At 62.7% G+C, this 24674-nt stretch carries 17 protein-coding genes; 5 read left to right on the forward strand and 12 right to left on the reverse strand.

Annotated features, from left to right (window positions below; genetic code table 11):
• Positions 1-113: 113 nt before the first annotated feature.
• Both LNV07_RS12600 and LNV07_RS12605 read left to right on the forward strand, forming a co-directional pair.
• Positions 114-497, forward strand: a complete 384-nt coding sequence (locus tag LNV07_RS12600) for a LytR/AlgR family response regulator transcription factor (protein WP_263571510.1) — start codon at positions 114-116, stop codon at positions 495-497.
• Positions 498-509: 12 nt separating this feature from the next.
• The gene (locus LNV07_RS12605) at positions 510-2648 is read left to right on the forward strand and encodes a putative bifunctional diguanylate cyclase/phosphodiesterase (RefSeq protein WP_263571511.1); all 2139 of its coding nucleotides are present in this window, start codon (positions 510-512) and stop codon (positions 2646-2648) included.
• A gap of 11 nt (positions 2649-2659) precedes the next feature.
• Here LNV07_RS12605 and LNV07_RS12610 read toward each other — a convergent pair whose 3' ends face one another.
• The 7 genes from LNV07_RS12610 to LNV07_RS12640 form a co-directional block, all read right to left on the reverse strand.
• Positions 2660-3037 (reverse strand): response regulator, encoded by a 378-nt coding sequence (locus LNV07_RS12610; protein WP_263571512.1) that lies wholly within the window; start codon positions 3035-3037, stop codon positions 2660-2662.
• The gene (locus tag LNV07_RS12615) at positions 3034-5034 is read right to left on the reverse strand and encodes a PAS domain S-box protein (RefSeq protein WP_263571513.1); all 2001 of its coding nucleotides are present in this window, start codon (positions 5032-5034) and stop codon (positions 3034-3036) included. Before LNV07_RS12615 ends, LNV07_RS12610 begins: the two co-directional genes overlap by 4 nt.
• Positions 5031-7340, reverse strand: a complete 2310-nt coding sequence (locus LNV07_RS12620) for a putative bifunctional diguanylate cyclase/phosphodiesterase (protein WP_263571514.1) — start codon at positions 7338-7340, stop codon at positions 5031-5033. The genes LNV07_RS12615 and LNV07_RS12620 overlap by 4 nt, the downstream gene beginning before the upstream one ends.
• Positions 7341-7359: 19 nt before the next feature.
• A complete protein-coding gene (locus LNV07_RS12625) occupies positions 7360-10494 on the reverse strand; it encodes a CheR family methyltransferase (protein WP_263571515.1) in 3135 nt (1044 codons plus the stop codon).
• A 172-nt stretch (positions 10495-10666) separates the two neighbouring features.
• Positions 10667-11242, reverse strand: coding sequence for a DUF4337 domain-containing protein (locus tag LNV07_RS12630; RefSeq protein WP_263571516.1), 576 nt, complete (start codon positions 11240-11242; stop codon positions 10667-10669).
• 19 nt (positions 11243-11261) lie between these two features.
• Positions 11262-11762, reverse strand: a complete 501-nt coding sequence (locus LNV07_RS12635; RefSeq protein WP_263571517.1) for a dihydrofolate reductase — start codon at positions 11760-11762, stop codon at positions 11262-11264.
• Positions 11759-12571, reverse strand: a complete 813-nt coding sequence (locus tag LNV07_RS12640; RefSeq protein ID WP_263571671.1) for a thymidylate synthase — start codon at positions 12569-12571, stop codon at positions 11759-11761. The genes LNV07_RS12635 and LNV07_RS12640 overlap by 4 nt, the downstream gene beginning before the upstream one ends.
• Positions 12572-12736: 165 nt before the next feature.
• On the opposite strand from LNV07_RS12640, the gene LNV07_RS12645 reads away from it, so the two are divergent.
• Positions 12737-13027 (forward strand): hypothetical protein, encoded by a 291-nt coding sequence (locus tag LNV07_RS12645; RefSeq protein ID WP_263571518.1) that lies wholly within the window; start codon positions 12737-12739, stop codon positions 13025-13027.
• A gap of 34 nt (positions 13028-13061) precedes the next feature.
• On the opposite strand, the gene LNV07_RS12650 is transcribed toward LNV07_RS12645, so the two are convergent.
• From LNV07_RS12650 to LNV07_RS12660, 3 genes are read right to left on the reverse strand one after another with little or no spacing between them, the layout of a single operon-like run.
• Positions 13062-14471: an efflux transporter outer membrane subunit gene (locus LNV07_RS12650; RefSeq protein ID WP_263571519.1), complete on the reverse strand. Its 1410-nt coding sequence runs from the start codon at positions 14469-14471 to the stop codon at positions 13062-13064.
• Positions 14468-17584 carry a multidrug efflux RND transporter permease subunit gene (locus tag LNV07_RS12655; RefSeq protein WP_263571520.1) on the reverse strand — a complete coding sequence of 1039 codons (3117 nt, stop codon included), beginning with the start codon at positions 17582-17584 and terminating at the stop codon, positions 14468-14470. Before LNV07_RS12655 ends, LNV07_RS12650 begins: the two co-directional genes overlap by 4 nt.
• 15 nt (positions 17585-17599) lie before the next feature.
• The gene (locus LNV07_RS12660) at positions 17600-18772 is read right to left on the reverse strand and encodes an efflux RND transporter periplasmic adaptor subunit (protein ID WP_263571521.1); all 1173 of its coding nucleotides are present in this window, start codon (positions 18770-18772) and stop codon (positions 17600-17602) included.
• Between the two features lie 237 nt (positions 18773-19009).
• Here LNV07_RS12660 and LNV07_RS12665 point away from each other — a divergent pair, with 237 nt between their 5' ends.
• A complete protein-coding gene (locus LNV07_RS12665; protein ID WP_263571522.1) occupies positions 19010-19609 on the forward strand; it encodes a DUF4136 domain-containing protein in 600 nt (199 codons plus the stop codon).
• Here LNV07_RS12665 and LNV07_RS12670 read toward each other — a convergent pair.
• Entirely contained in the window at positions 19606-21444 is a 1839-nt protein-coding gene (locus LNV07_RS12670; protein WP_263571523.1) for an ABC transporter transmembrane domain-containing protein, read from the reverse strand. The two genes, LNV07_RS12665 and LNV07_RS12670, sit on opposite strands and share 4 nt — an antisense overlap.
• Before the next feature lie 37 nt (positions 21445-21481).
• Positions 21482-23650 carry an acetyl-CoA hydrolase/transferase C-terminal domain-containing protein gene (locus LNV07_RS12675; RefSeq protein ID WP_263571524.1) on the reverse strand — a complete coding sequence of 723 codons (2169 nt, stop codon included), beginning with the start codon at positions 23648-23650 and terminating at the stop codon, positions 21482-21484.
• Between the two features lie 199 nt (positions 23651-23849).
• On the opposite strand from LNV07_RS12675, the gene LNV07_RS12680 reads away from it, so the two are divergent.
• Positions 23850-24674, forward strand: coding sequence for a GGDEF domain-containing protein (locus LNV07_RS12680; RefSeq protein WP_263571525.1), 825 nt, complete (start codon positions 23850-23852; stop codon positions 24672-24674).

Raw genomic sequence — 24674 nt, forward strand, 5'->3', positions numbered from 1 at the left:
AATTTCCCCCCTTGCTTCAGGTGTCTTGCTGATAGGCCTGCAGCGATTGACTGCCTACAGTCAAAGCAATGATTCGGGAAGGTCCCAAAATGGATGCAGCGGGCAAGGCGGCAATGGCGATAAAGATCTTATTGGTGGATGACAACCCGACCTTTGTGGCGGCCGTCTCGGCTTTTTTGGAACAAGTGCCCGGTGTTCTGGTCGTGGGTCACGCAGCGGATGGTCGCGAGGGCCTGACGCAGATCGAGCTGCTCAAGCCGGATCTGGTCTTGCTTGATATTGCGATGCCGGAGATGAATGGGCTGGAAATGGCGGCGCGCCTGCGTGGCCAAGCCGAATGCCCACGGCTGGTGTTTTTGTCCATGCATGACAGCGGTGGCTACCATATGGCGGCGCATGGTCTGGGTGCGAGCTTCGTCAACAAGGCCAATTTCGTCGATGGCCTGCTACCCATCATTACGGAGATGCAGCAAGACAGACAGGACAGCCAGGACTAAGGGCCGGCCACCATGCAAACGCCCGCCAGCAAAGCCAGGATACTCGTTGTCGAAGACGAGGCCATCGTCGCTCGCGACCTGCTGCTGCAACTCGCCGAACTCGGCTATCAGACGGTTGGCCATGTCACGCGCGGTGAGGCCGCGATTGAGCAGGCGGGTCTGTTGCGGCCCGATCTGGTCTTGATGGACATTCAGCTCGGCGAGGGCATGGACGGCGTCTGTGCAGCACAGGCGATTCGAGATCAGTTTGGCCTGCCGGTGGTGTTCTTGACCGCCTTCGCCGCCGATGAAACCTTGGCTCGCGCCAAGTTGACCGAGCCCTTCGGCTACATCCTCAAGCCCTTCTCGGAGCGCGAGTTGCGCACGGTGCTGGAAATGGCCTTGTACAAGCATGGCGCCGAGACCCGGCTGCGGGCCTCGGCGATGCACAGCCAGACCATTCTGGACAATATGCTGGATGGCGTGATCACCATTGACGAGGTGGGGCAGGTCCAGAGCTGCAACAAGGCCGCCTGCGCGCTGTTCGGCTATGCCGCCGATGAGTTGCGGGGCTGCAATGTCCGGGTTCTGATGCCCGAGCCTCATGCCGCCCAACATGACGGTTATCTGCAGCATTATCGTGACACGGGCGAGGCCCGCCTGCTGGGCAAGGCACGTGAGGTCGAGGGGCGCCACAAAGACGGCCATCTGCTGCCGATCAGCTTGCTGGTGTCCGAGATCAGCGGCGCCAAGACCCGCAGCTTCATTGGGCTGGTGCGCGACATCGCGCCGGATCGCCAGCATATCGAAGAGCTGCACCGGTTGGCCTATTACGACAGCCTGACCGGCTTGCCGAATCGCCGTTTGCTGACCGAGCGCCTGCAGCATGCGATGCAGGCGGCCTCGCGCAGCGGTCGCCATGGGGCGCTGATGCTGCTGGATCTGGATCACTTCAAACAACTCAATGACACGCAGGGCCATGGTGTCGGGGACGAGCTGCTGCTGCAAGTCACGCAGCGTTTGCAGGCCGAGGTGCATGCTGTCGCGCATCTCGGCGCCTTTGTCGGCAGTCACGCGGCGGGCAGTCTGTCCGCGGGCTTCGGCGATGGCTTGGTTGCACGGCTCGGCGGCGACGAGTTCGTGGTCTTGCTGGAAGGCTTGAGCAGCCAGGATCATGAAGCGGCGACCCAGGCCGAACTGCTCGCCAACAAGATTCTGTCGAGCCTGCGTCAGCCCTATCTTCTGCGCGGCCAGAGCTATCAGGGCACGCCCAGCATAGGCATCGTGGTGCTCACGCAAGAGCATCAAAGCAGTGATGAGTTGCTCAAGCGCGCCGATGTGGCGATGTACCAGGCCAAGTCCGCAGGGCGCAACACCATGCGCTTTTTCGACCCCACTCTGCAAGCGATTGCGAATGCCTTCATTGCCTTCGAGCTCGATTTGCGGCAGGGCCTGGAGCGGCAGGAGTTCGAGTTGCACTACCAGATCCAGGTCGACGACGCCGGCGTCAACACCGGCGTGGAGGCCTTGTTGCGCTGGCGCCGAGGTGGCAAGGAGATGGTGCCGCCGGCCCAGTTCATCCCGATTGCCGAAGCCAATGGTCTGATTCTGCCGCTCGGCCAATGGGTGCTTGAGACCGCCTGTGCCCAGTTGATGCGCTGGGCCGAAGAGCCCGGTCGCGCGCATTGGACGATGGCGGTCAACGTCAGTGCTTTGCAGTTGGCGCAGAGCGATTTTGTCGAGCGGGTCGGCCGGGCGCTGGGCAAGACCGGTGCGAATCCGGCGCTCTTGAAGCTGGAGCTGACCGAGAGCATGTTGGTCGGCGACATCGAAGACGTGGTGGCCAAAATGAAGGCCATCAAGGCTTATGGCGTGGCCTTCTCGCTTGACGACTTCGGTACCGGCTATTCCTCGCTGTCCATTCTCAAACGCCTGCCCCTGCAGCAGCTCAAAATAGATCAATCGTTCGTGCGCGACATCTTGATCGACCCCAATGATGCGGTGATTGCCCGCACCATCGTGGCCTTGGCCCATAACCTTGACTTGCGTGTGATTGCGGAAGGGGTTGAGTCGGCCGAGCAGCGCGACTTTCTGGCCGGCATCGGCTGCGATGCGTTTCAGGGTTATTTCTTCGGCCGGCCCATCGCGGCGGGCGAGCTGCCCAAGGACTGATCGGCGCGGTCTTAGCCCAGGCTGGCAAAGGCAGTCGCGACCGCGTCGCGCAACTGATGGTCCTCAAAGGGTTTGACCAAATAGCCGGCCGGCTCGCATTGCTTGGCCCGCCGCAGGCTGTCGGGGCCGTCAAAGGCGCTCAAAAACAGGCTGGGAACGGCATATTGCGTACGAATGAGTTGAGCGGCGTCGATGCCGTCCATGTGCCCCGCCAGGTGGACGTCCATCAGCACCAGATCGGGCATCAAGCTGTTGGCCATTGCAATCGCTTGCTCGCCGCTGCTGGCCGGGCCCAGTACCGCATAACCCAAATCGCATAACTGCATGGCGATGTCGCGCGCGATGATGGATTCGTCTTCAACCACCAGAATGCGGCCTAGCTTGCTCATGGTGGCATCACCAGCGCGGCGGGCGCCAGTGCCTTGAAAACGATGTTGAATTCCGCCCCCTGGCCGGGGGCGGACCGAATGCTCAATGTGCCGCCAATTTGGCGGGTCAGATCGTCCACCAGTTGCAGCCCCAGCGAGGCTTGGCGCCGGGTCTCGTAATCGGCGGGCAGGCCGACGCCGTTGTCGCTGACGCTCAAACACCATTGCGCGGCCCCACCGTCATGGGCTTGCAGGCCGAGCTTGATTTCACCCGCAGCCCCGGTGGCTTCGGTTGAAAACCCATGTTTGAGGCCATTCGAGATCAACTCATTGATCAACAAGCCGCAGGCGGCGGCTTGGTCCATGCCGACCAGCACCGAGCCCATGTCCAGTGACAAACGCACCGAGCAGCTGTCCATCAGGTGCGCCCGAAAAGCCTGCGCCCCCACTTGGCCCAGGTAGGAGCCCAGGTTCACCGAGGCAAAAGTGCCCGAGCGGTACAGCGACTCATGCAGCTGCGCCATCGCCCTTATGCGCCCCTGCATGGCCTGCAATACCGCCTTGGTATCGGCCACCGCGCTGCGCCCGGCCTCCAGACGCAAGAGGCTGGTGATGACCTGTAAATTGTTCTTGACCCGGTGATGCACTTCCTTCAGCAGCGCCTCTTTGTCCCTGAGTGAGCTCTGCAAGGCCGCGGCGGACTCGCGGCGTGCCGAGATGTCACGCAAGAAGACCACGAAGCCGCCCTCCGCGCTGTCATGCAGGGTCACACTGACTTCAACCGGCCACACCGAGCCGTCGCGCCGTCGGTGCAGGGTTTCGAACTGATCGCTGCCCTTGTCCAGCACCCGCTGAATACGCGCAGCGGACTCGGCGGTGTCCGCCAACATATCAAAATCTTGAGCCGGCCGGCCCAGCAACTGCTCGCGGGTGTAGCCCGACAATGCGCAGTAGCGATCGTTGACATCGAGCAGGCCGCAATGCTGGTCGACGCGCCAATAGCCGTCCAGCGTGGCGTGCAGGATGCTGCGCAGCGTCTGGTCGCTCTCGCGCAACGCGCTTTCGGCCAGCAGGCGTTCGCTGATGTCGATATCAACGCAGAACAACTCGGCCTCCTGGCCCGGTTTCTGCAAGAGCGCATGGCTGGAGATCACCGACACCCGGCTGCCGTCTTTGCGCTTCAGCGTCAACTCGCCGGCGGGGATAGGCTGGCCGGTGATGGCCATTTGCCGCATCGCGTCGGCCACGGTCGCGTGCATTTCGGGCGGGATGATCAGGTCGAGCAAATTGCGCCCGAGCGCCTCGTTGGCGCTATAGCCATAGAGCAGCTCGGAGGCGTAGTTCCAGTAGCTTGCGCGGCCATCCATGCGGTAACCCTGCACCGCCACCGTGGAGACCGAGCGCAACACCTGGTGAAAGCGGAACTCGCTTTCATGCAGGGCAGTTTCGGCCTGGCGGCGTTCGCTGATGTCGGTCAGCACCACCCGCAGCTTGTCGGCCGGCATGTCGGCAGCCTGTCCGGCGCAATGCAGTCGCACCGGCAGCGGGTTGCCGTCGGCACGGCGCAGGATCAACTCCAAATTGGCTTTGGCATCGATAGGCTCCGAATTTTTACGCAGGCGAATGTTCAATTCCCGCCAACGCAATCGGTCTTGATCGACGACCAAGTGGCTGAAGTTCTTGCCCAGCAGTTGCTTGCGCTCATGGCCCAGCAGCTTGATGGCGCAGCCGTTGATCTGCTCGATGAAACCCCCGGCGTCCAGCGTTAGATAACCAACCGGTGCGAACTCATACAGCTCGACGTAACGGTCGCGTGAGGCCTCCAACTCCCGCTGCGCCTCCCGCAAGGTTTCGTTTTGCATTTCGAGTTCGATCTGGTGGACGCGCAACTCGTGCAGCAGGCGCCGCTGTTGTTCGATTTGCATCTGCGCGCCGCTGACGGTCGCCTCTCCCAAGGCCCTGGCTTCGGCCTGCGCGCGCAGCGCTGCTTGATTGGCTTGCTGAGGCTCGTCGTTCATGCTGTAGGCTCTGGCTCCGCTTCTTCATCCAGATAGTCTTGCAAGGCGTCGATCGGCAGTGGGCGGCTGAACAAGAAACCCTGGCATTCATCGCAGCCCTGGGTTCCCAGAAAATCGCGCTGCGCCTCGGTTTCCACACCTTCTGCAATCACGCTCATATTAAGGCCTAAACCCATGGTGATGATGGCGCGGGCGATAGTTTCGTCCTTGGCCAAGCCGGGCAGCTTGGCGACAAAGGATTTGTCGATCTTGAGTTGATCCAGCGGCAGTTGCGCCAGATAGTTCAAGGATGCGTGGCCGGTGCCAAAGTCATCCATCGAAAAATGCAGGCCCAGACCCTTCAGCGCCAGCATGGTGTCTATGGTGTCGCCGATGTCGTCCAGCGCCAGGCTCTCGGTCAGCTCCAGTTTCAGGCGCTCGGGCCTGCAAGCGCTGACGGCCAGCAAGGCCTTGATCTGCGCGACGAAATCGATCTGCCTGAACTGCATGGCGCTGACGTTGACCGCCATTTGCAGGCCGGCGGTGCGCGGGTCGGCCTCCCAGCTTTTGAGTTGGGCACAGGCGGTCTGCAAGACCCATAGACCGATCGGCAGGATCAGGCCGCTGTCTTCGGCCAGCCCGATGAAATCATCGGGCAGCAGCAGGCCCAGGCGCGGATGCTGCCAGCGCAGCAGCGCCTCGACGCCGACCATGCGCCGACCTGCGTCCACCTGCGGCTGGTAGTAGAGCCGCCATTGACCCAGCTCGGTGGCGAGCCGCAACTCGGTCTCCAAGACCATGCGCTGGTCTTGCGCGAGTTGCATGGCGGGGTCGAAAAACCGCAGCCGGTCACGGCCAGCGCTCTTGGCCTCATAGAGCGCCAGATCGGCATGCTTGAGCAGCTCCGCCACCGTGTCGGGAGCGCGAAACAGCGCCGCGCCAATGCTGGCCTTGCAATGGTATTTGAAGCCTTCCAGATCAAAGGGCGGTGCCAGCAGCCCAGGCAGCGAGCTGCCGATCAGGCCAGCCGCCTTGGCCGCCTGCGCTTGGTTGCTGCCCAAATCGCGCACCAGCAGCACGAATTCATCGCCGCCCTGGCGCGACACCGTGTCCTGCTTGCGCAGCGCCTCGCGCAGGCGTTGCGCCACCCCGACCAGCAGCAAATCTCCCATGTCGTGGCCGCGCGAATCGTTCAATTCCTTGAACTTGTCCAGGTCGAGGAAGAACAGCGCGCTGTACTGGCCACTGTCGACGCTGGCGGCCAGCGCCTGCTCCATATGCAATTGCAGCAGGCGGCGATTCGGCAATTGGGTCAGGGCATCGTGAAAGGCCAAATGCTGAATCTCGGCGGCGCTGCGCTTGCGCTCGCTGATGTCGCGCGAGACACCGACAAAATGCGTCAGCTGGCCTTGTGCATCCAGCAGCGGCGAGATCGTCAGCTCGCTCCAGAAGGCCTTGCCGTCCTTGCGGTAGTTGAGAATTTCACCGATGAACTGGCGGCGCTCGCGCAGCGATCTGCGGATTTCGGCAATGGTTTTGGGGTCGCTGTCCGGGCCTTGCAAAAAGCTCGGCTTGCGGCCTATGGCCTCGGCCGCGCTATAGCCGGTGATGGCCTCGAAGCCGGCATTGACCGAACATAACCGGCCATCGGGGTCGGTAATGTGGACACCCTCGGTGATGGCCCCGAGCGCGGCGTCGCTGAGGCGCAGCCTGGCTTCGCTGGCGCGCAGCGCCGACACATCGCTGATCAATACCGCCAGCCCCGCGCGGGCTTGCGGGCCCTCGCGCGGCCGCTGGCCGCATTCCAGATGGGCGAGAAATTGGCTGCCGTCGCGGCGCTGCAGTAGCAGCTCGATCTGCTCCCGTCGCTCGAACTCCTGGCCTTCACCTGCGCGGCGCAGCCGCAGGCAGAGCCCGCGCCACGCCACTTGCTGCGCTGGCGCGACCCAGGCGATGAAACTGCGACCCAGCAGCAGGCGGCGCTCCTGTCCCAGTAGCTTGACGGCGCTGAGATTGGCTTCCTCGATCAGCTCGTTTTCGCCCAACAAGAGGTAGCCGACCGGGGCAAATTCATACAGCTCGGCAAAGCGGTCGCGCGAGGCCTCCATCGCCCGCTTCGCCTCGCGCAAGGCACCGTTTTGCATCTCCAACTCGATCTTGTGGACCTGCAGTTCATGCAGCAGCTCGCTGCTCGCCGATTGGGGCCCGAGTGCAGCGGCCTCCGCCTGCGTGGCCGCCGCCCAGGCCGCCTCGGCGACGAGGCGCAACGCGCGGCGGGCTTGGGCGGTATCTGCATCGCGGTCGGCATCAGGGTCGGCGGGCTGCATGATGTTTCGCTTCTTGAACCTATCCGGCGCTCTGCGCCTCGATGGCGACCATCGCCAGCAGGATCAACTCGGTGTCGCCGCCGGTGGTGACGATGCGATGCGCATTCAACACCATCCGGCGCGGCCCCAGGCCGGGGAAGTCATGCTTGATCTCATAGCCGTCCATCGCTTGATGCTTGGGCAGGATGTTGTCCAGCAATTCGCGCAGCGCGGGGATCGCCCATTGGCCATTGCCCAGCTCATAAACCTTGCGGCCTATGGTGTCGGCGGGCATGGCTTTGAAATAGGTATAAAAGCTGCGGCTGGCCGACACCACTTGCAACTGCGCATCCAGCACCAGCAGCGGCTCGCTGATGGTGTTGACGATGCCCTCGGCCAAGTCACGCGCGGTTTGGGTGGCGGCTTGCTTGGCGGCGCTCAGCTGCGCGGCGGCCTGGGCGGCAGCCAGATGGGCCTTTTTGAATTCGCTCACATCGGTAAAGGTCACCACCAAGCCCTCGATCACATTGTCCAGCGTGCGGTAGGGCTGGATGCGGCTGAGGTGCCAGGCGCCATCGGCCGTGCTGACCTCGCGTTCGATCGGTATCAGGCTGTCCAGCACGGTCTGCAGATCGGCCTGCATGGTCTGGTGCTGGGCGGCATCGAGGTTGCAAGTGATGTCGCTCAAAGGGCGGCCGACATCGCTGCCAATCAGGCGATAGATCTTCAGCGTGGCCGGCGTGAAACGGCGTATGCACAGCTTGTGGTCAAGGAAGAGGGTGCCGGAGGCGATGCTGTCCAGCAGGTTCTTCATATCGTTTTGAACACCGGTCAGCTGCTCGATGCGGCTGTTCAATTCGGCGTTGACGGTGATGGTCTCCTCGTTCAGCGATTGCAGCTCCTCCTTGGAGGTCTCCAGCTCTTCGTTGGAGGATTGCAGCTCCTCGTTGGTGGATTGCAGTTCTTCATTGGTGGACTTCAGCTCCTCATTGAAGGCCTGCTGCTCTTCGTGGGTGTTTTGCAGCGTCTCGTTGGCGTAGGCCAGCTTGAGCTCCAGCTCCTTGATGCGTGCATGCTCAGAACTGCCGTCGCCGGCGGCTGCGGGAGCGGCCCCTTGCCCGCTTGGGCCGGGCGCTTGTGGCACTTCTTGAAAGCTGACCTGCAGCATTGGCGGCTGGTTGCTCAGCCTGAGCAGCGCACGCACGGTGAAACGAACCGGCGAAAACCCCCCATTGGTCTTGACCGACACCTGCTCGCTCGGCCAGCCGGGGCCTGCGCCAGCACTTTCCGCGCCATCCGAGCCTGAGCTTCGCGCCCCAGCGGCGGCCTGCAGCAGCGCGGTACGCAAGCTCGGCAGCAGGCCCTCGCGCGCCATCTCCAGCACATTGAAGCTGGCCGGGCCTGGGGCGGGGCGCAGGTAGCGGCCGGTGTCGCCATGGATGTAGAGGATGTTGCAGTCGAGGTCGGTGGTGACCGAGGCCGGGGCGAAGGTTTGCAAGAGCGCTCGGTTGCTGATTTCGGCAATCTGCTGGCTCAGCTTGTCGGTGCTGGGGAGGGGGGCGCTTTTGGGGTTCACTTCGGCTCCTGGGGTACCGGCTTGCGGGGCCGTGGCAAGCAAAGACACTTCAGACATGGGCACGAGTTTGCGCTGGCGCTCGTCATGCCGGGCTTGGTAGAACTTCCACTTGCGATCAATTGGCGAGAACAGTTCGGGCTGCGTGGTGATGCTCTCCGAGGTGGAGATCAACAACAGGCCATTGGGCCGCAGCGCGTAGTGAAAGGTATTGATCAGCCTCTGCTGCAGCTCGGGCTCCAGATAGATCATCAGATTGCGGCAGCTGAGCAGATCAAGCCGCGTGAAGGGCGGATCCTTGATGACGTTCTGCACCGCAAACACGACCATGTCGCGGATCTCTTTTTTGACCTTGTAGCTGCCGTCTGGCTCCTTGCTGAAGAAACGGCGCAGGCGCTCGGGCGTGACATCCAAGGCGATGCTGGCCGGGTAACGCCCGGCACGAGCTGCGGCGATGGCCTCATCGTCGAGGTCGGTCGCGTAGATCTGAAAAGCCAGCCCGGGCACATTGCCGGACGAGAGCTCGCCCTGCAATTCATGCAGGGTCATGGCGATGGAATAGGCCTCTTCGCCGCTGGAGCAGCCGGCCACCCAGACCCGGAACACGCTGCCCGGCGGCTTGGCCTCCAGCAGCGGCGGCAGCAGGGTCTGCTTGAGCGTCACAAAGGCCTCGGGGTCGCGAAAGAAGCTGGTCACATTGATCAGCAACTCCCGGAACAAGAGCTGTGCCTCGGCGGGGTTCTCCTTCAGGTAGCGCACATAGACGATCTCTTCATCGATTTGATGCAGCGTCATGCGGCGCTGGATGCGCCGGCCTATAGTGCTTTTCTTGTAGAGTGAAAAATCAACGCCGGTGCTCGCGCGCAACTGCTGCAAGATCTTGTTGAGGGCGTTGGCGCTTCTGATCGGTGGCGGTGCCGCCCGCTGGGGCTTCAAACCGGTTTGCGAGCCCAAGCGCTGCAGCAGCGCCGGCATTTTGTCGGGTGCCAAGACATGGTTGGCTACGCCGGCATCGATGGCGCTGCGCGGCATGCCGTCATAGCGGGCGCTGCCGGGTTCTTGCACCAGGCTGGCGCCGCCGGCGTCGAGAATGGCGCGCAGACCCAGCGTGCCGTCGCTGGCGGTCCCCGACAAGATGACGCCGATGGCCCGCGCGCCCTGATCGGCGGCGAGCGAGCGCAGAAAGCCGTCGATAGGCATGCGCTTGCCGCGCGCCACATCCGGCAGCGTCAGTTGCAGCGCGCCGCCCAGAATCGCCATGTCCCGGTTGGGCGGAATGATGTAGACGCTATTGGCCGCAACAAAGGTCTCGTCCATTGCCTGCAGCACCGGCATGGCGGTGCTGCGCTGCAGGATTTCGACCAGCAGGCTTTCATGGCCGGGGTCCAGATGCGAGACCAGCACAAAGCCCAGACCGGTGTTCAGCGGGCAGGCCTTGAAGAAGGCCTCGAAGGCTTCGAGGCCGCCGGCCGAGGCGCCGATGCCGACGATGGCGGAGGGTGAGGACGGTGGGGTGGCCGAGCCGCTGAGGCTGTTCGAATCGGCCGACGGGTCTGCCGGGGCTTCGGAGCTTTTCGAGTCCCGCTGCGCGGCTTTGCTCATATCGGGACTATTTTCAGGCGTCATGAAGGCTTGAATAGGTTTGGGCTGGCGAAGTATGGCGCTCCCCGCCACGCTCTCGCCAGCTCAAGCAAGCAAATCACGGGCAAACCCTTGAAAAATTTCAAGTGATCGCTGATCCACGGCGTTAGCTTCGCCTTCAAACAACACTGCACTAGATATGCAACCAGGCCAATGCGCCGAGCACGATGCCGACGCTGCCCAAGCCGACGGTCACAAAGGTCATCCAGCGGTTCTTGGTCAGCAGCGCAATCGCGGCCATCGCAATCGAAACCTGCAAGACCGTGGTCGCCTGGGCCCAGCGGTGATGCAGATGAATTTGCTCATCGCTTTGGTGGTTCCAATCGCTGGACTCGGCTTCGAGCTTTTCGGCCTTGTCCTTGATCTCGACTTTTTCCTTCTTGTAGCGTTCGATGTCTTCCTTGAAGCGCACCTTTTTGTCCTCGCCGACCAACTCCACTGCCAACTCGGCCAGATTCTGCTTGCTGCTCTTGGCCTGGTAATAGGCCCATTGGTTGGCGGCCTCGGTCTTCTTGATCGCGGCCTCGTTTTTGTACAGGCCGGCATTGGCCTGCGTGGCCCCGCCCATATAGGAGAAGCTCGCACCTATGGTGGCCAGAATGGCGGTCAGCACCGCCAGCTTGCCGGCGATCCCCTTGGGCTCGTGTTGGGCCGCATGTTCCATTTCATGGTCATGCGGGCCATGGACGTGAAAACCATGTCCTGACATTTTGAATTCCCTCTATGAGTCAGATATGTTGATAGCTAACGAAGTCGTAGCGCAAGCCATCCTGGCTTATGCCTGTTTCGCGTGACAGTGTTTTGAAGCTCGCGCTATCCCAGGCCGGGAAGAAGCTGTCGGCGTCCGGATAGTCTTGTTCGACCTCGGTCAGCTCCAACCGGTCGGCCAGGGGCAGGGCGAGCGCGTAGATCTCGGCGCCGCCGATCACGAACACGCGCTCCTGACCCTCACAGGCAGCCAGCGCCGCGTCCAGGTTGCCGAACTGCTCGGCGCCGTCGACTTGCGCGTCGGGATTGCGCGTCAGCACCAGATTGCGCCGGCCGGGCAGCGGCCTGAATTTGGCCGGCAGCGAGTCCCAGGTCTTGCGGCCCATGATGACGGCGTGGCCCAGCGTCAGCGCCTTGAAGCGGGCCAGGTCTTCTGGAAGGCGCCAAAGTAACTGATTAGCCCGACCGATGGCACCGCCCTTGGCCACGCCCGCGATCAGGCTGATTTTGGGCCGACTCATACCGCCACCGCGCCCTTGATGGCGGGATGCGGGTCGTAGTCGCTGAGCTCGAAGTCGTCGAACTCGTAATCAAAGATCGTGGCCGGCCGGCGCTTGATCGTCATCAATGGGTAGGCGCGTGGCTCGCGGGCGAGTTGTGTGCGCACCTGCTCGAAATGGTTGCTGTAGATATGGCAGTCGCCGCCGGTCCAGATGAAGTCACCCAGGGCCAGGTCGCATTGCTGGGCCAGCATCTGCGTGAGCAAGGCGTAACTGGCGATATTGAAGGGCACACCCAGGAAGATGTCGGCGCTGCGCTGGTAGAGCTGGCAGGACAGCTTGCCCCCGGCTACATAAAATTGGAAAAAGGCATGGCAGGGCATCAGCGCCATCTGGTCCAGATCGGCCACATTCCAGGCGCTGACGATGATGCGGCGCGAATCCGGGTTGGTTTTGAGCTGCTTGACGACCTCGGCGATCTGGTCGATATGACCACCATCGGGTTTGGGCCAGTTGCGCCATTGCACGCCGTAGACGGGCCCGAGGTCGCCGTCCTCGCGCGCCCATTCGTTCCAGATCGTGCAGCCGCGCTCTTGCAGCCATTTGACGTTGGAGTCGCCGCGCAAAAACCACAGCAGTTCCAGGATGATGGACTTCAGGTGGACCTTCTTGGTCGTCACCAGCGGGAAGCCTTCATTCAGATCAAAACGCAGTTGCTGGCCGAACACACTGCGCGTGCCGGTGCCGGTGCGGTCGGTCTTGGCCGCACCATGCTCAAAGACATGGCGCATGAAGTCCTCATACTGGCTGCGGACCGGGCGTTGATGAATGCTTTGGATGGGACTGTTCATAGGGGAGGAATTCTAAAGGGATGCGGTATTCTGTCGGTCAGTCCAACAAGCAGCGCAGGTGCCATCATCAAAGCCATAGTTCTACTCATCGGCCTAACGGTCGGTCTCATCGGCCAAGTGCAGGCCAATAGCAATCTGCGGGCGATGAATAATTCGGCCTTTTCCCGCTTTGGTGTGGCCGATCAAGCGCTGCTGCGGGCCCAGATCGACAAGGCCGTCGTGGCCGAAACCGATGGTCAGACCTTCGAGTGGAAGAGCGACAAGAGCCGGGCCTCGGGCGTGGTCACCGCGCTTGCCCGGGCGAAGTTCAAAGAGAAGGACTGCCGAAGCCTGCGGATTCAAAACAGCTGGGGCAATCAGCGCGACGAGGGCGTGTTTCGCTTTTGCGCGCAGCCGGCCGGGAAGTGGCTGTTGGTCGGACCTGTGCTGGACTGAGCGCAAGCTGCTGCATAAATTGGCGCCCGGGCAACTAGCCTTGCGGCGTCCACCCCCCGCCCAAGGCCCGGTACAGCTCGATCACCGCCGCATAAGTGCCGCTGCTCAGCTGGGTCAGCTGCAGCTCGGCATCGAACAACTGGCGCTGTGAATCTAGCACCTCGAAGTAACTCGATATGCCGTTGACATAGCGCAGATCAACCAGGCGCAGTCGCTCCTGGCTGGCCCGGACTATGGTCTGCATCGCGGCCTGCTGCTCGCGCAGGCGTTGAAAGCGCAGCAAGGCATCTTCCACTTCGCGCAGCGCGCCTTGGGTGGTGCGGGCATAGTCCTCCAGCGCGATCGCCTGCTGCGCCTGCGCGCCCTGCAAATTGCTGTCCAGCCGCCCGCCGCTGAAGAGCGGCAGCGTGATGGAAGGCGAGACCGTGTAGGCCCGGCGGTCTCCTTCCAGCAATTGGCTCAGCTGCGGGCTGATAAAGCCCAGAAACCCGGTCAGCGAGATGCTGGGCAGATAGGCCTTGCGCGCGGCGTCCACATTCGCGCGTGAGGCCGCCAGGCTCAGCTCGGCGGCCCGCACATCGGGGCGGCGCTTGAGCAGGTCTGACGGGATGCCGGCCGGCAGGGCTGGCGGCAGCTCATATTGACTCAGCGGCTTATTGACCCGCAAGGGGCCCGGGTTGCGGCCGGCCAGTTGAGACAGGGCGTTTTCTTGCAGACCGCGCTTGAGTTGCAGCTGGGCATAGGCGGCCTCGGCCTGCGCCAGCGAGGTCTCGGCCTGCGTCACGTCAACCTTGGAGACGACCCCGGCATTGAAACGCAGCTTGACAATGCGCAGCGAACCGGCCCGCGAGACGCGGGTGCGCTCGGCGATCTGCAAGGACTGATCGTATTCAAGCAGGTTCAGCCAGCCGCTGGCCACCTGTGACACCAGCCCGACCTCGACAAAATGCTGCAAGGCCTCGCTGGCGCGCAGATGGCTCAAGGCAGCGTCCGACAGCGAAGCGATGCGGCCCCAGAGGTCGATCTCCCAGGCCGGCATCGCCAGCCCCAGCCGGTAGCTGCTGGCGCTGAGGTTTTCGGTCGCGCTCAAGCCGCTGGGCGCTTGTTGGCGGGTGGCGCCGGCGTCTGCCGCCAGGCTTGGCCAGCGTGCGGAATTCTGCACGCCCCACTGCGCCCGCGCCAACTCGACACGCTGTGCGGCGATGCGCAGATCGCGGTTATTGCTCAACGCCTCCTTGATCAAGGCCTCCAACTCGGCATCCTTGAAGACCGCACCAAATGGCCGCTCGGCCAGGCTGCTGGCCGGGTTGGCCGGCCCGTTCCAGGCGGCGGGCATTTGCAAGGGCTGGCTTGCTGCCGATTGATCCTTGGACGGCGCTGCGCAGGCGCCGCACAGCAAGGCGATGGCGAGTGCCGCCCAAGTCAAGCGCGGGGACTTCCTCATGGCTTCACCTCCGCGCTTTTTTCTGGTTTGGGTTCAGGTTTGGGCTTGAACAGACTCATCATCGCCACATAGAACAGCGGCGTGAAGAACACACCGACCAGCGTGGCGGCCAGCATGCCGCCGAGGATGCCGGTGCCGACCGAATGCTGAGTCGCCGCGCCCGCGCCCGAGGCCTTGACCAGCGGCAGCACGCCCAGGATAAAGGCCAGCGAGGTCATCACGATCGGGCGCAAGCGCTGGCGGCCGGCTTCGATGGCGGCGTCCATCACGGGCATGCCGGCCTCGAATTGCTGCTTGGCAAATTCGACGATCAGAATGCCGTTCTTGCCCGCCAGGCCGACCAGGGTGATCAAGCTGACCTGGAAGAACACATCATTGGGCGAGCCGCGCAGCAGCAGCGCCAGCAGGGCGCCCAGCATCGCGATCGGCACGATCAGGAACACCGCCACGGGCAGCGACCAGCTCTCATAAAGTGCCGCCAGGAACAGGAACACAAAGACCAGCGAGAGCGCGAAGATGCCGGCCGATTGCGAGCCTCCGGCGCGCTCCTGCAAGGACTGGCCCGACCATTCGAACCCGACACCCTCGGGCAGATGTTGGCTGGCGATCTCCTCCATCGCGTCCAGCGCCTCGCCCGAGCTGCGGCCCGGGGCCGGCCCGCCATTGATCTGCACCGAAGGGTAGCCGTTGTAGCGCGTCAGGGCGATAGGCGCCGAGCGCCATTCGGTGCGCATCAGCGCCGCCAGCGGCACCAGCTCACCCGCGCCATTGCGCAGCTGAAAGCGCTCCAGCGCGGCCGGGTCCGAACGGAAAGACTGCTCGGCCTGCATCTTGACCTTCAGATTGGTGCCAAAGGCGGTGAACTGGTTGATGAAGCTGGAGCCCATCAAGGTGCCCACCGTGGCATAAAGATCGGGCACCGACACGCCCAGCGACTTGGCCTTGTTGCGGTCCACATCCAGGAACAGCGTCTGCACCTCGGGCGCGGCCACGCTGCGGCTGCCGACCAGGCGCTCGTCCTTGGCGGCGGCGCCGACCAGGGCCTGCGTGGCGGCATTGAGCTTGGCGCGGTCACCGTCAAGCGAGACCAGGCGCATATCGAAGCCCGCCACATTGCCCATACCGGAAATCGGCGGCTCGTTGAGCGCAAAGACCCGCGCTTCGGTGATGGTGGCCAACTTGCCATTCAGGCGCTTGAGCAGGCCGGCCACCTGCGTCTCGGGCGTGTTGCGCTCGGCCCAGGGTTTGAGCGTGGCGAAGATAAAAGCCTGGTTGGCATAGCGGTAAAAGATCGAGAAGCCCAGAATCGCGGTGGCGTCCCGGATCGAGTCTTCGCTGGCCAGAATCTTCTCGGCCTTGATCAAGGCCTCGCGGGTGCGCTCGGGTGAGGCGCCTGCGGGCAAGTCCACCGCGACAAAGATCGAGCCCTTGTCTTCCTCGGGCACAAAGCCGCCGGGGATGGCGCCGAACAAAAAGATCACGCCGGCGATCATGCCGCCGTACAGCCCCCAGGCCAGTAGCTTGCGAGCCAGGAGCAGCTTGACGCCGGCCACATAGCCGCCGGTGACGCGCTCGAAAAAGCGGTCGAAGATCTGAATCGGCTTGAGCTTCTTGACCCCCGGTTTGAGGATCAATGCGCACAGCGCCGGCGTTAGCGTCAGCGCCGTGATCGCCGACAGCAGGGTGGCGAAGGTGATGGTGATGGCGAACTGCTTGTAGAGCGTGCCGGTGACGCCGCCCAGAAAGGCGATCGGCACGAACACCGCACAGATCACCGCCGTCACGCCGACGATGGCGCCGCCAATGCCTTGCATCGCCTTGATGGCCGCGCTGGTGGCGTCCAGGTGTTCGTCATGCATGATCTTTTCGACCGCCTCGACGACGACGATCGCGTCATCGACGACGATGCCGATCGCCAGCACCAGACCGAACAGCGTCAGCATATTGATCGAGAAGCCGGCCAAGAGCAGGCCGGCCATGGTGCCGACGATGGAGACCGGAATCGCCAGCAGCGGGATGATGGTGGCGCGCATGCTGCCCAGAAACAGATAGACCACTACCAAGACCAGGATGAAGGCTTCGATGAAGGTGTGCACCACCAACTCCACCGAGGCGGTGACAAACTTGGTGGTGTCGTAGCTGATGGTCCATTTGATTTCGCGCGGGAAGGAGGCCGTCAGCTGATCCATCTTGATTCTTAAGGCCTTGGACAGCTCCAGCGCATTGCCGCCCGGGCTCAGATAGACACCGATGGCGACGGCCGGTTTGCCGTTCAAACGCGACTCGAACTGATAGTCATCTGCGCCCAGTTCGACCCTTGCGACATCGCGCACCCTCACCACCGAGCCGTCGGCCTGCGCGCGAATGACGATGTTCTTGAACTGCTCCACATCGGTCAGGCCGCCGGCCGTTTGGACCGGGAAGGTCAGGGTCTGGCCTCTGTCGGCGGGCGACTGGCCGATCTCGCCGACGGCGAAATTCTGGTTCTGCTCGCGCACCGCGTTGCCGACATCCGCTGAAGTAAGCCGGTACTTGGAGAGCCGGTCCGGGTCCAGCCACAAGCGCATGGCATAGGGCGCGGCAAACAAGCTCACATCGCCGGCACCGGGCAGGCGCTTGAGCTCATTGATGACCTGGCTATTGGCCAGATTGGCGATATAGGTGCGATCAAAGCGCGGGTCATCCGACTGCAGTACCAGCACTTGCAGGATCTGCGGATTGGTCTTGTCCACCCGCAGGCCGTTGCGCAGCACCTCCTGCGGCAGCAGCGACTCGACCCGCTTGGCGCGGTTGTTCACTTCCACGGCGGCCAGATCCAGATCGGTGCCGGGCTGGAAGAAGATCTGCAGCTGCATGCTGCCGCTGGCCGAGCTGGTGCTCTGCATATAAAGCAGGCCGCTGATGCCGTTCATCTCGCGCTCCAGCGGCGCGGCAACGGTGGTCTCCAGGGTCTCGGGGCTGGCGCCGGGGTAGACGGCGCTGATCTGCACCTGCGGGGGTGCGACGTTAGGGTATTGCTCCACCGCGAGCTGCGTGCTGGCCAGAATGCCGATCAGCATGAAGAGCAGCGCGATGACGGTCGCCATGACCGGACGCTTGACGAAGAATCCCATTCTGAGGCTCCCGGCTTAAGGTGCGGCAGCGGAGGCGGGTGCTGCGGCTGCCCAAGGCGAGGGCTTGACCGTGGCGCCTTGCTGCAAGCGCTGCAGGCCTTCGACCACGACCGACTCGCCCGCGCCCAGGCCCTTCTCGACGATCCAGTCGTTCTTCAGCCATTCGCCCACCACCAGATCGCGGCGCTCGACCTTGTTTTCGGGCCCGACCACCCAGGCCACATGGCCGGTCGGCGTTTTGGTGACGGCTTTTTGCGGGATCAGAATCGTGTTGGGCCGCTCGCCCGAGGTGTAGACCACCCGCACATACATGCCGGGCAAGAGTTTCTGACTCGGGTTGGGCATCACCACCCGCAGCGTGATGGTGCCGGTGCTGGGGTTGACCTGCGACTCGGAGAAATCGAGCTTGCCGCTGCGCTCGAACTCGCTGCCATCGGGCAGGAAGATGCGCGCCTGCGCGCTGCCGGTGCCGGCGCCCGCCTTGACCCTGCCCGTACTCAACTCGCGGCGCAGGATCAGCGCGTCGCGGTCGGCGACGTTGAAATTGACATAGACCTGATCGAGCCGGTCGACCGTCGTCAAATGGGTGGACTCGCCGCGCCCGACCAAGCGGCCCTCGGGCACCAAGGCCGCGCCGATCTTGCCCGACTCGGTCGCCAAGACCTTGGTGTAGCCGAGATTGGTCTGCGCGCGTTCGACGTTAGCGGCGGAGACCGCCAACTGCGCCTCGGTCTGTTTGACGGCGGTGACCGCGTCTTCATAGTCTTGCTGGCTGATCGCGTTCTCCTTGATCAGCGGCGCCAGGCGTTTTTCTTTCGATCGGGCGCTGGCCAGATTGGCGGCCGACCGGGCCTGGTCGGCCACGGCGTCGTTCAAGGCAATGCGGTAAGGCGTCGGGTCTATCGTGTAAAGCAATTGGCCTTTTTTGACCTCGCTGCCTTCGACGAAATGGCGTTGCTCCAGAATGCCCTCGACCCGCGCGCGCACCTCGACCGAGCGAAATGCAGCGACACGGCCGACATATTCATTCACCACCGGCACGGTCTCCGAGCGCGAAGCGACGACCCGTACCTCGGCCGGCGGCGGCTTGGGCGGGGCAGGCGGCGCCTTCTTCTGGCAAGCACTCAGCACCAAGGTCAATAACAAGGGCGTCGACACGAGCTTGATCAGGCCCAGGTACTTTTGCATGGTTTTGTATCTTTCTCTGCTGCCAATTCGTGGACGGAGGCCGCACGAAAATCGACCGTGCTTGCACATCTGTTTGCCTACACCGGCAGCTCCAATGGGCAGCGGGCCTGTTCAGTTAGCATATACGGCATGCTCAGACCCGGCCAAGATGGGTTAACCCCATGGATCAAACCGACGGACACCGAGCAGGTGACTTGCTCGCCAAATCACCGAGACAAAAAAGGAAGGAAGATCGAAATGAAATTCTCACTCAAAGCAAGACTCCTGACCCTGGGCTTGACGGCCTTGCTGCTGGACCTGAGCGGCTGCGCCAGCGGCCCCGAGGTCCGCGTCAGCCAGGACAAGACGGTCGAGTTCAGCCAGTTCAAGACCTACGGCTTTGTCGAGCCCTTGGGCACCGACCGCGGGGGCTATCAAAGCATCGTCAGCCAGCATCTGAAGGCGGCGACGCAAGCCGAAATGGAGGCCCGCGGCCTGCGTCTTGTGAGCGCAAACCCGCAACTGCTGATCAATTTCAATGCCTCTTTGAATGAAAAAATGCGCGTCAGCAGCGCAATGCCACCACCGCCGATTTCGGGCTACTACGGCTACCGCGTCGGCATGTATTCGGCCTGGCCGATGTATGCCGACCAGAGCCGGGTCAGCAGCTATACCGAAGGCACGCTGAATATCGACGTGATTGATGCGGCGCGCAAGCAGTTGATCTGGGAAGGCGTGGTGACGGACAGCGTCACCCAAAAAGATCTGGATCAGTTGCAGAGCAGCATCAACACGGCCGTCAAGTCCGCTTTCGCCAAGTTCCCGCTGGCCGGGCCGGCGCCGAGCAAGTCGCCTTAGATTGCGATGGTGTCGGCGGCCGGCTGCAGATCAAACTGCAGTGCGGCCAGCCGTGCGTAGAGCCCGCCGCGTGCCGTCAACTCGGCATGTGTGCCGATATCAACGATGCGGCCATGCTCCATAACGACGATGCGGTCGGCGCGCTGCACCGTCGCCAGTCGGTGTGCGATCACCAAGGTGGTGCGGTGCTGCATCGCCGCTTCAAGCGCCGCCTGTACCATGCGCTCGCTCTCGGCATCGAGTGCGCTGGTTGCTTCGTCCAGCAGCAAAAGCGGTGGGTTTTTCAGCATCGCGCGGGCAATGCTGATGCGTTGGCGCTGACCGCCCGACAGACGCACGCCGCGCTCGCCCAGAAAGGTCGAATAGCCCTCGGGCAGGCGGCGGATGAATTCGTCGGCAAAGGCCGCCTCGGCCGCCTTGATGACCTCGGCATCGCTGGCTTCGGGTCGACCATAACGGATGTTCTCCAGGGCGCTGGTCGAGAAGATCACGCTGTCTTGCGGCACCAGGCCTACGCCCGCGCGCAGCGTCGTCAGGCTGATCTGATCGGACGGCACACCGTTCAGGCGAATGCTGCCGGTCTGCGCGTCATAAAAACGCAAGAGCAAATGAAACACCGTGCTTTTGCCCGCGCCGCTGGGGCCGACCAGGGCAATGGTTTCGCCCGGCTTGATGTCGAGATCAAAGTCCTGCAGAGCGGCTTGAGTGGGCCGAGAAGGGTAGTTGAAACTCACCCCCTGCAAACTCAGTCCGGTGCCGCCGGCCACCGTCGGCAAGGCCAGCGGTGCTTGCGGCTCGGCCACGGCCGATTGGCTGGCCAGCAACTCCATCAGTCGCTCGGTCGCACCGGCCGCGCGCAGCACATCGCCGTAAACCTCGGCCAGCACCGCCACGCTGCTGACCAGCAAGATCACATAAACGATGGTCTGGCCCAGGTGACCGGCGGTGATATTGCCGGCCAACACCGCCTGCGTGCCCTGGTAGAGGCCCCACAGCAGCGCGCCAAAAGTGGCGGTGATGATGAAGGCAACCAGACCCGAGCGAACCAGCGCGCGTTTGCGGGCGGTGTCGAACGCGTTCTCGCTGGCGAGCGCGAATCGCCTTGTTTCCGCGGCTTCCTGCGTATAGCTCTGCACCACCGGCACGGCGTTCAAGACCTCGGCGGCAATCGCGCTGGTGTCTGCCACGCGGTCTTGGGCCGAGCGGCTGAGCTTGCGCACCCGGCGGCCGAAGAAGATCGCCGGTAGCAGCACAAAGACCAGAATCCCCAGCACCTGCGTCATCACCACCGGGTTGGTGGCGATCAACATGCCCATCGCGCCTATGCCCATCACGGTGCTGCGCAAGCCCATCGAAAAGCTCGAACCGACGACGGTCTGAACGACGGTGGTGTCGGTGGTGATGCGGCTCAAAACCTCGCCGGTCTGGGTGGTCTCGAAGAACTCGGGGCTTTGCTTCAAGACATGGCCATAGACGGCATTGCGCAGATCGGCGGTGACCCGTTCGCCCAGCCAGGTGACGCTGTAAAAGCGCGCCGCCGAGAACAGGCCGAGCGCCGCACCGACCGCAAACAGCGCCAGAAAATGCTCGCGCATCGCCATCAGGCGCTCGCCGTTGTTACTGCCGCTGCTGCTGCCACCACTGCCGCCGCCCATGCCTTGGTCGACCAGCCCGCGCAAGGCGAGCGGGAATGCCAGCGTGGCCATCGCGGCCAACAGCAAGAACAGCAGGGCGATCAAGATACGGCCACGGTAGGGCCGCAGAAAAGGCATCAAGCCGCTGAGTGAGCGAGGGTTGCCGGTCTTGATGGCGGGATTTGCTTGGTTTTTTGGCATGGGCCGCAGTGTATGCGGCCCATGAAAGTTCAGACTTCTAAAGGTTGCTGGCGAACAGCCTGCGCACAAATAGATCTTTGAAACTCTTGGCGTCGGCCAAGCCGAGCCGCTCCAGATAGGCCGTCGGCACCGGCTTTTCGCTGCCCAGGCTTTGCAAAATCATGCCGACCAATTCAACCGGGTGCTGGCTGGCATGCTTGAGCTTTTTCAGCGCCCGCACGATGGTGAGTTCGTCGACGGTCAGATCGGTACCAAACGGGAAGTCGGGCAGCACGCCGCTATTGCGCCAAGGCCGCAGCTGCTCGCGCAGCATTTCGGGGCTGTTTTGGCGGGCGCTGGGGGGGATGTCGTAATCCGCCTCCAACTTGCCATGCGCCTTTGCTTCATGCATCAGTGCGGTCTGGAAGCGGGAATCGGCAATGGCCAACAGGCGCTTCACGCATTCCGCGTCGGTGCAGCCGCGCAGGTCGGCCACGCCATATTCGGTGATGACGATGTCGCGCAGATGGCGCGGAATGGTGCAGTTGGCATAGCTCCAAACGATATTGCTGCGCAGACCATCAACGTTGTCATGGGTTGAGCGCAGCATCAGGATGCCGCGCGCATCCGGCAACGCATGCCCCATGGCGACGAAGTTGTACTGACCGCCGACACCCGACACCATCTGCCCCGATTCCATGCCGTCGGAAGACGCCGCGCCCAGCAGCGTCACCTTCATCGTCGTGTTCATTAAGCGGGCCTTGGCGCGTTGCGCCCGCTTCAACGCCTCGCTGCCCTGGGCATCCCCGAACAGCTCGTTGATGAAGCCGATGCGGGTCATGTCGATCAAGCCGAGTTGCTGCTCGGGCAGATCGCGCAGGCGCTGATAGAAGTCGCGCGGCCCCAGGAAGAAGCCGCCATGCATGATGGCGACGCCCAACCAGCGTGGCCCCAGTAAATGCTGCTCGATGGCGGCCAAGGCGCCGGCATCGCTCAGATCATTGCGGATGCTTGTCTCATCCAGCAAGAGTTGACCCCCAAGCGCGCTCACGCCGGCCTTGAACAGCCCATGCTTGACCAGATAGTCGATATCCGATGCGCGCAGCGGCGAGGCAATACGGCCGCGCTGCAGCAAGTCTTGCAAGACTTGCAGGCCAGGCGTTTCTTGGACGCGGCCTTGCAGCGCCAACTCTTGCAGATCGATGTCATTGAAGACGCGCCGGCGTATCAGCCCGGCGTCGATCAAGCGCATAAAACCGTTGACGAACATCTCCGAGCAGCCATACAGGCCTTGCTCGAACTTGCCGATCTCGCGCCCGCTCAGATCGCCATGGCAGAGCGGGCCGAGAATGTTGGCGAAGGCCTCGGGTTGGGCGTCGCGCACGATCAAGGCCTGGGCAATCGCATCGCCGAGCGAGCCAATGCCGATCTGCAAGGTCCCGCCGTCCGGCACCAGGCTGGCCGCATGCAGGCCGATCGCGTAATCGGCCCAGGTGATGGACGCATTGGGCGGCGCGAAAATTGTGTGGCTGCAACCGGGGCCGTCCAGCACCAGGTCGAACAGACCGGCCGGTGCGACCGCGCTGCCGGGCATGAAAGGCAACTCGTGGTTGACCATTGCCACCGCCAGCAAGGGCCGCCCTTGCGCTTGCATACGCTCGATCAAATCGAAGGTGAGGTCGGGGTTGCAGGACAAAGACAGCTGGGTCTTGCCATCGCCGCCCAGCCGGCTCGCGACGGCCTGGGCAATCACATTGACACCGTGCGACATCATGTCGCGCACCGCGAAGCTGTAATTGGTGCAGACAAAACCTTGCTGCGCGACGGCATTGCCCAAGTAGTCACCGGTCTTCATGAAAAACTCATGGACCTCGATATTGGGCGGCAGCGTGCCGGCTCGCAAGGCCTTCACATAGTCGAAGTCCGGGTAGTCGCCAAATACCCGTTCCACCAGCGGCTCCAGGAAATGCGCCTCCAGCGTCGACTTGCCCTGCGGTTTCTCGAGCGACAGCGCGGTAAATAGTTTCAGCCGACGCTCGGGCATGGCGGCGATACGTCGATACAAGGCGTTCACCAGTGGGTTCGGTTTGCCCAGGCCCAAGGGTATGGCCATCACGATGTCGCCGCGCACCCGCTGCAGGATCTGCTCGACGGTGAGCTCCAGGCTAGACAGGCAAATGCTTTCGCGGTTGCCCTTGCTGCCTTGGCTGTCATTGATGTTGTGCATTTTGGTCTCCTTGTTCTAGGCCGGTTGGCTTGATGTTGTCATATCTTTGTCAAATTCTGATTCAAGCGGAAGTCGTTGAATTTGATAAATAACAAGCTTGGTTTCAAGCGAAACAGCGCATACCGTTTCGCAAAGGGTTATCCCTTGTGCATTGCCTGTGGTGAAATAACACGAGTGAACTTTGGGTTACTAATCGCACATGTTTAAAGAATTGACGCCTCCAGCTTGGTTGCCGGAGCTGAATCGATGGGTTCAGCGTCTGGGGCCACGCTATGCGCTGCTGCTATTTTGTGCGCTGGTCTTGCTGATGGCCTTGGCCTTGTCGCAGTTGCTGGTTTCTCTTCTGGGCTATGGTGATCGCACGGTTGCGGCGATTTGCGCCGGCATGGCGGCGCTCGGTGTCGGCAGCTTGCTGGGTGCGATGTTTCTGAGTTTGCATGCTCAACTCGAACAGTCGCTGCAGCAATTGAAACGCTGCTCCGACATGGATGCCTTGACCGGCGTGGTCAACCGGCGCGCCTTTCTCAATTTGATCGAGCGCGAATGGGCGTTGGCGCGGCGCTACGAGACGACTTGTGCCTTGGTGCTGCTCGACGTCGATCATTTCAAAAGCGTCAATGACAGCTTTGGTCATCGCTGCGGCGACATGCTTTTGCGCCAGATTGCCGAGGCGAGCAGCGAAACGCTGCGCCAAGGCGATGTGCTGTCCAGATTTGGTGGTGGGGAGTTCATGCTGTTTTTGCCGCATACCGATCCCTTGGGTGCTCTGGATGTGGCCGAGAGGATTCGCGAGCGGGTCGAAGGGCTTGATTTTTGCTGGAACGGACAATGCATTCCGGTCAGCGTCAGCTTGGGCGTCGCTGCGCTGCAAGCCGATCATGGCGAGCTTGACCAGTTCGTCAACGCGGCCGAACTGGCCTTGCAGGCCGCCAAGGAATCAGGGCGAAATTGCGTGCGGGCTGGTGACGCGGCAAGTTCGAATAGGCCGAGCAGGCCGGGCCGGCCGGCCGAGCTCAAGCGCTGA

This window comes from Roseateles oligotrophus, assembly GCF_025717515.1.
In the GTDB taxonomy this organism is placed as follows: domain Bacteria; phylum Pseudomonadota; class Gammaproteobacteria; order Burkholderiales; family Burkholderiaceae_C; genus Paucibacter_A; species Paucibacter_A oligotrophus.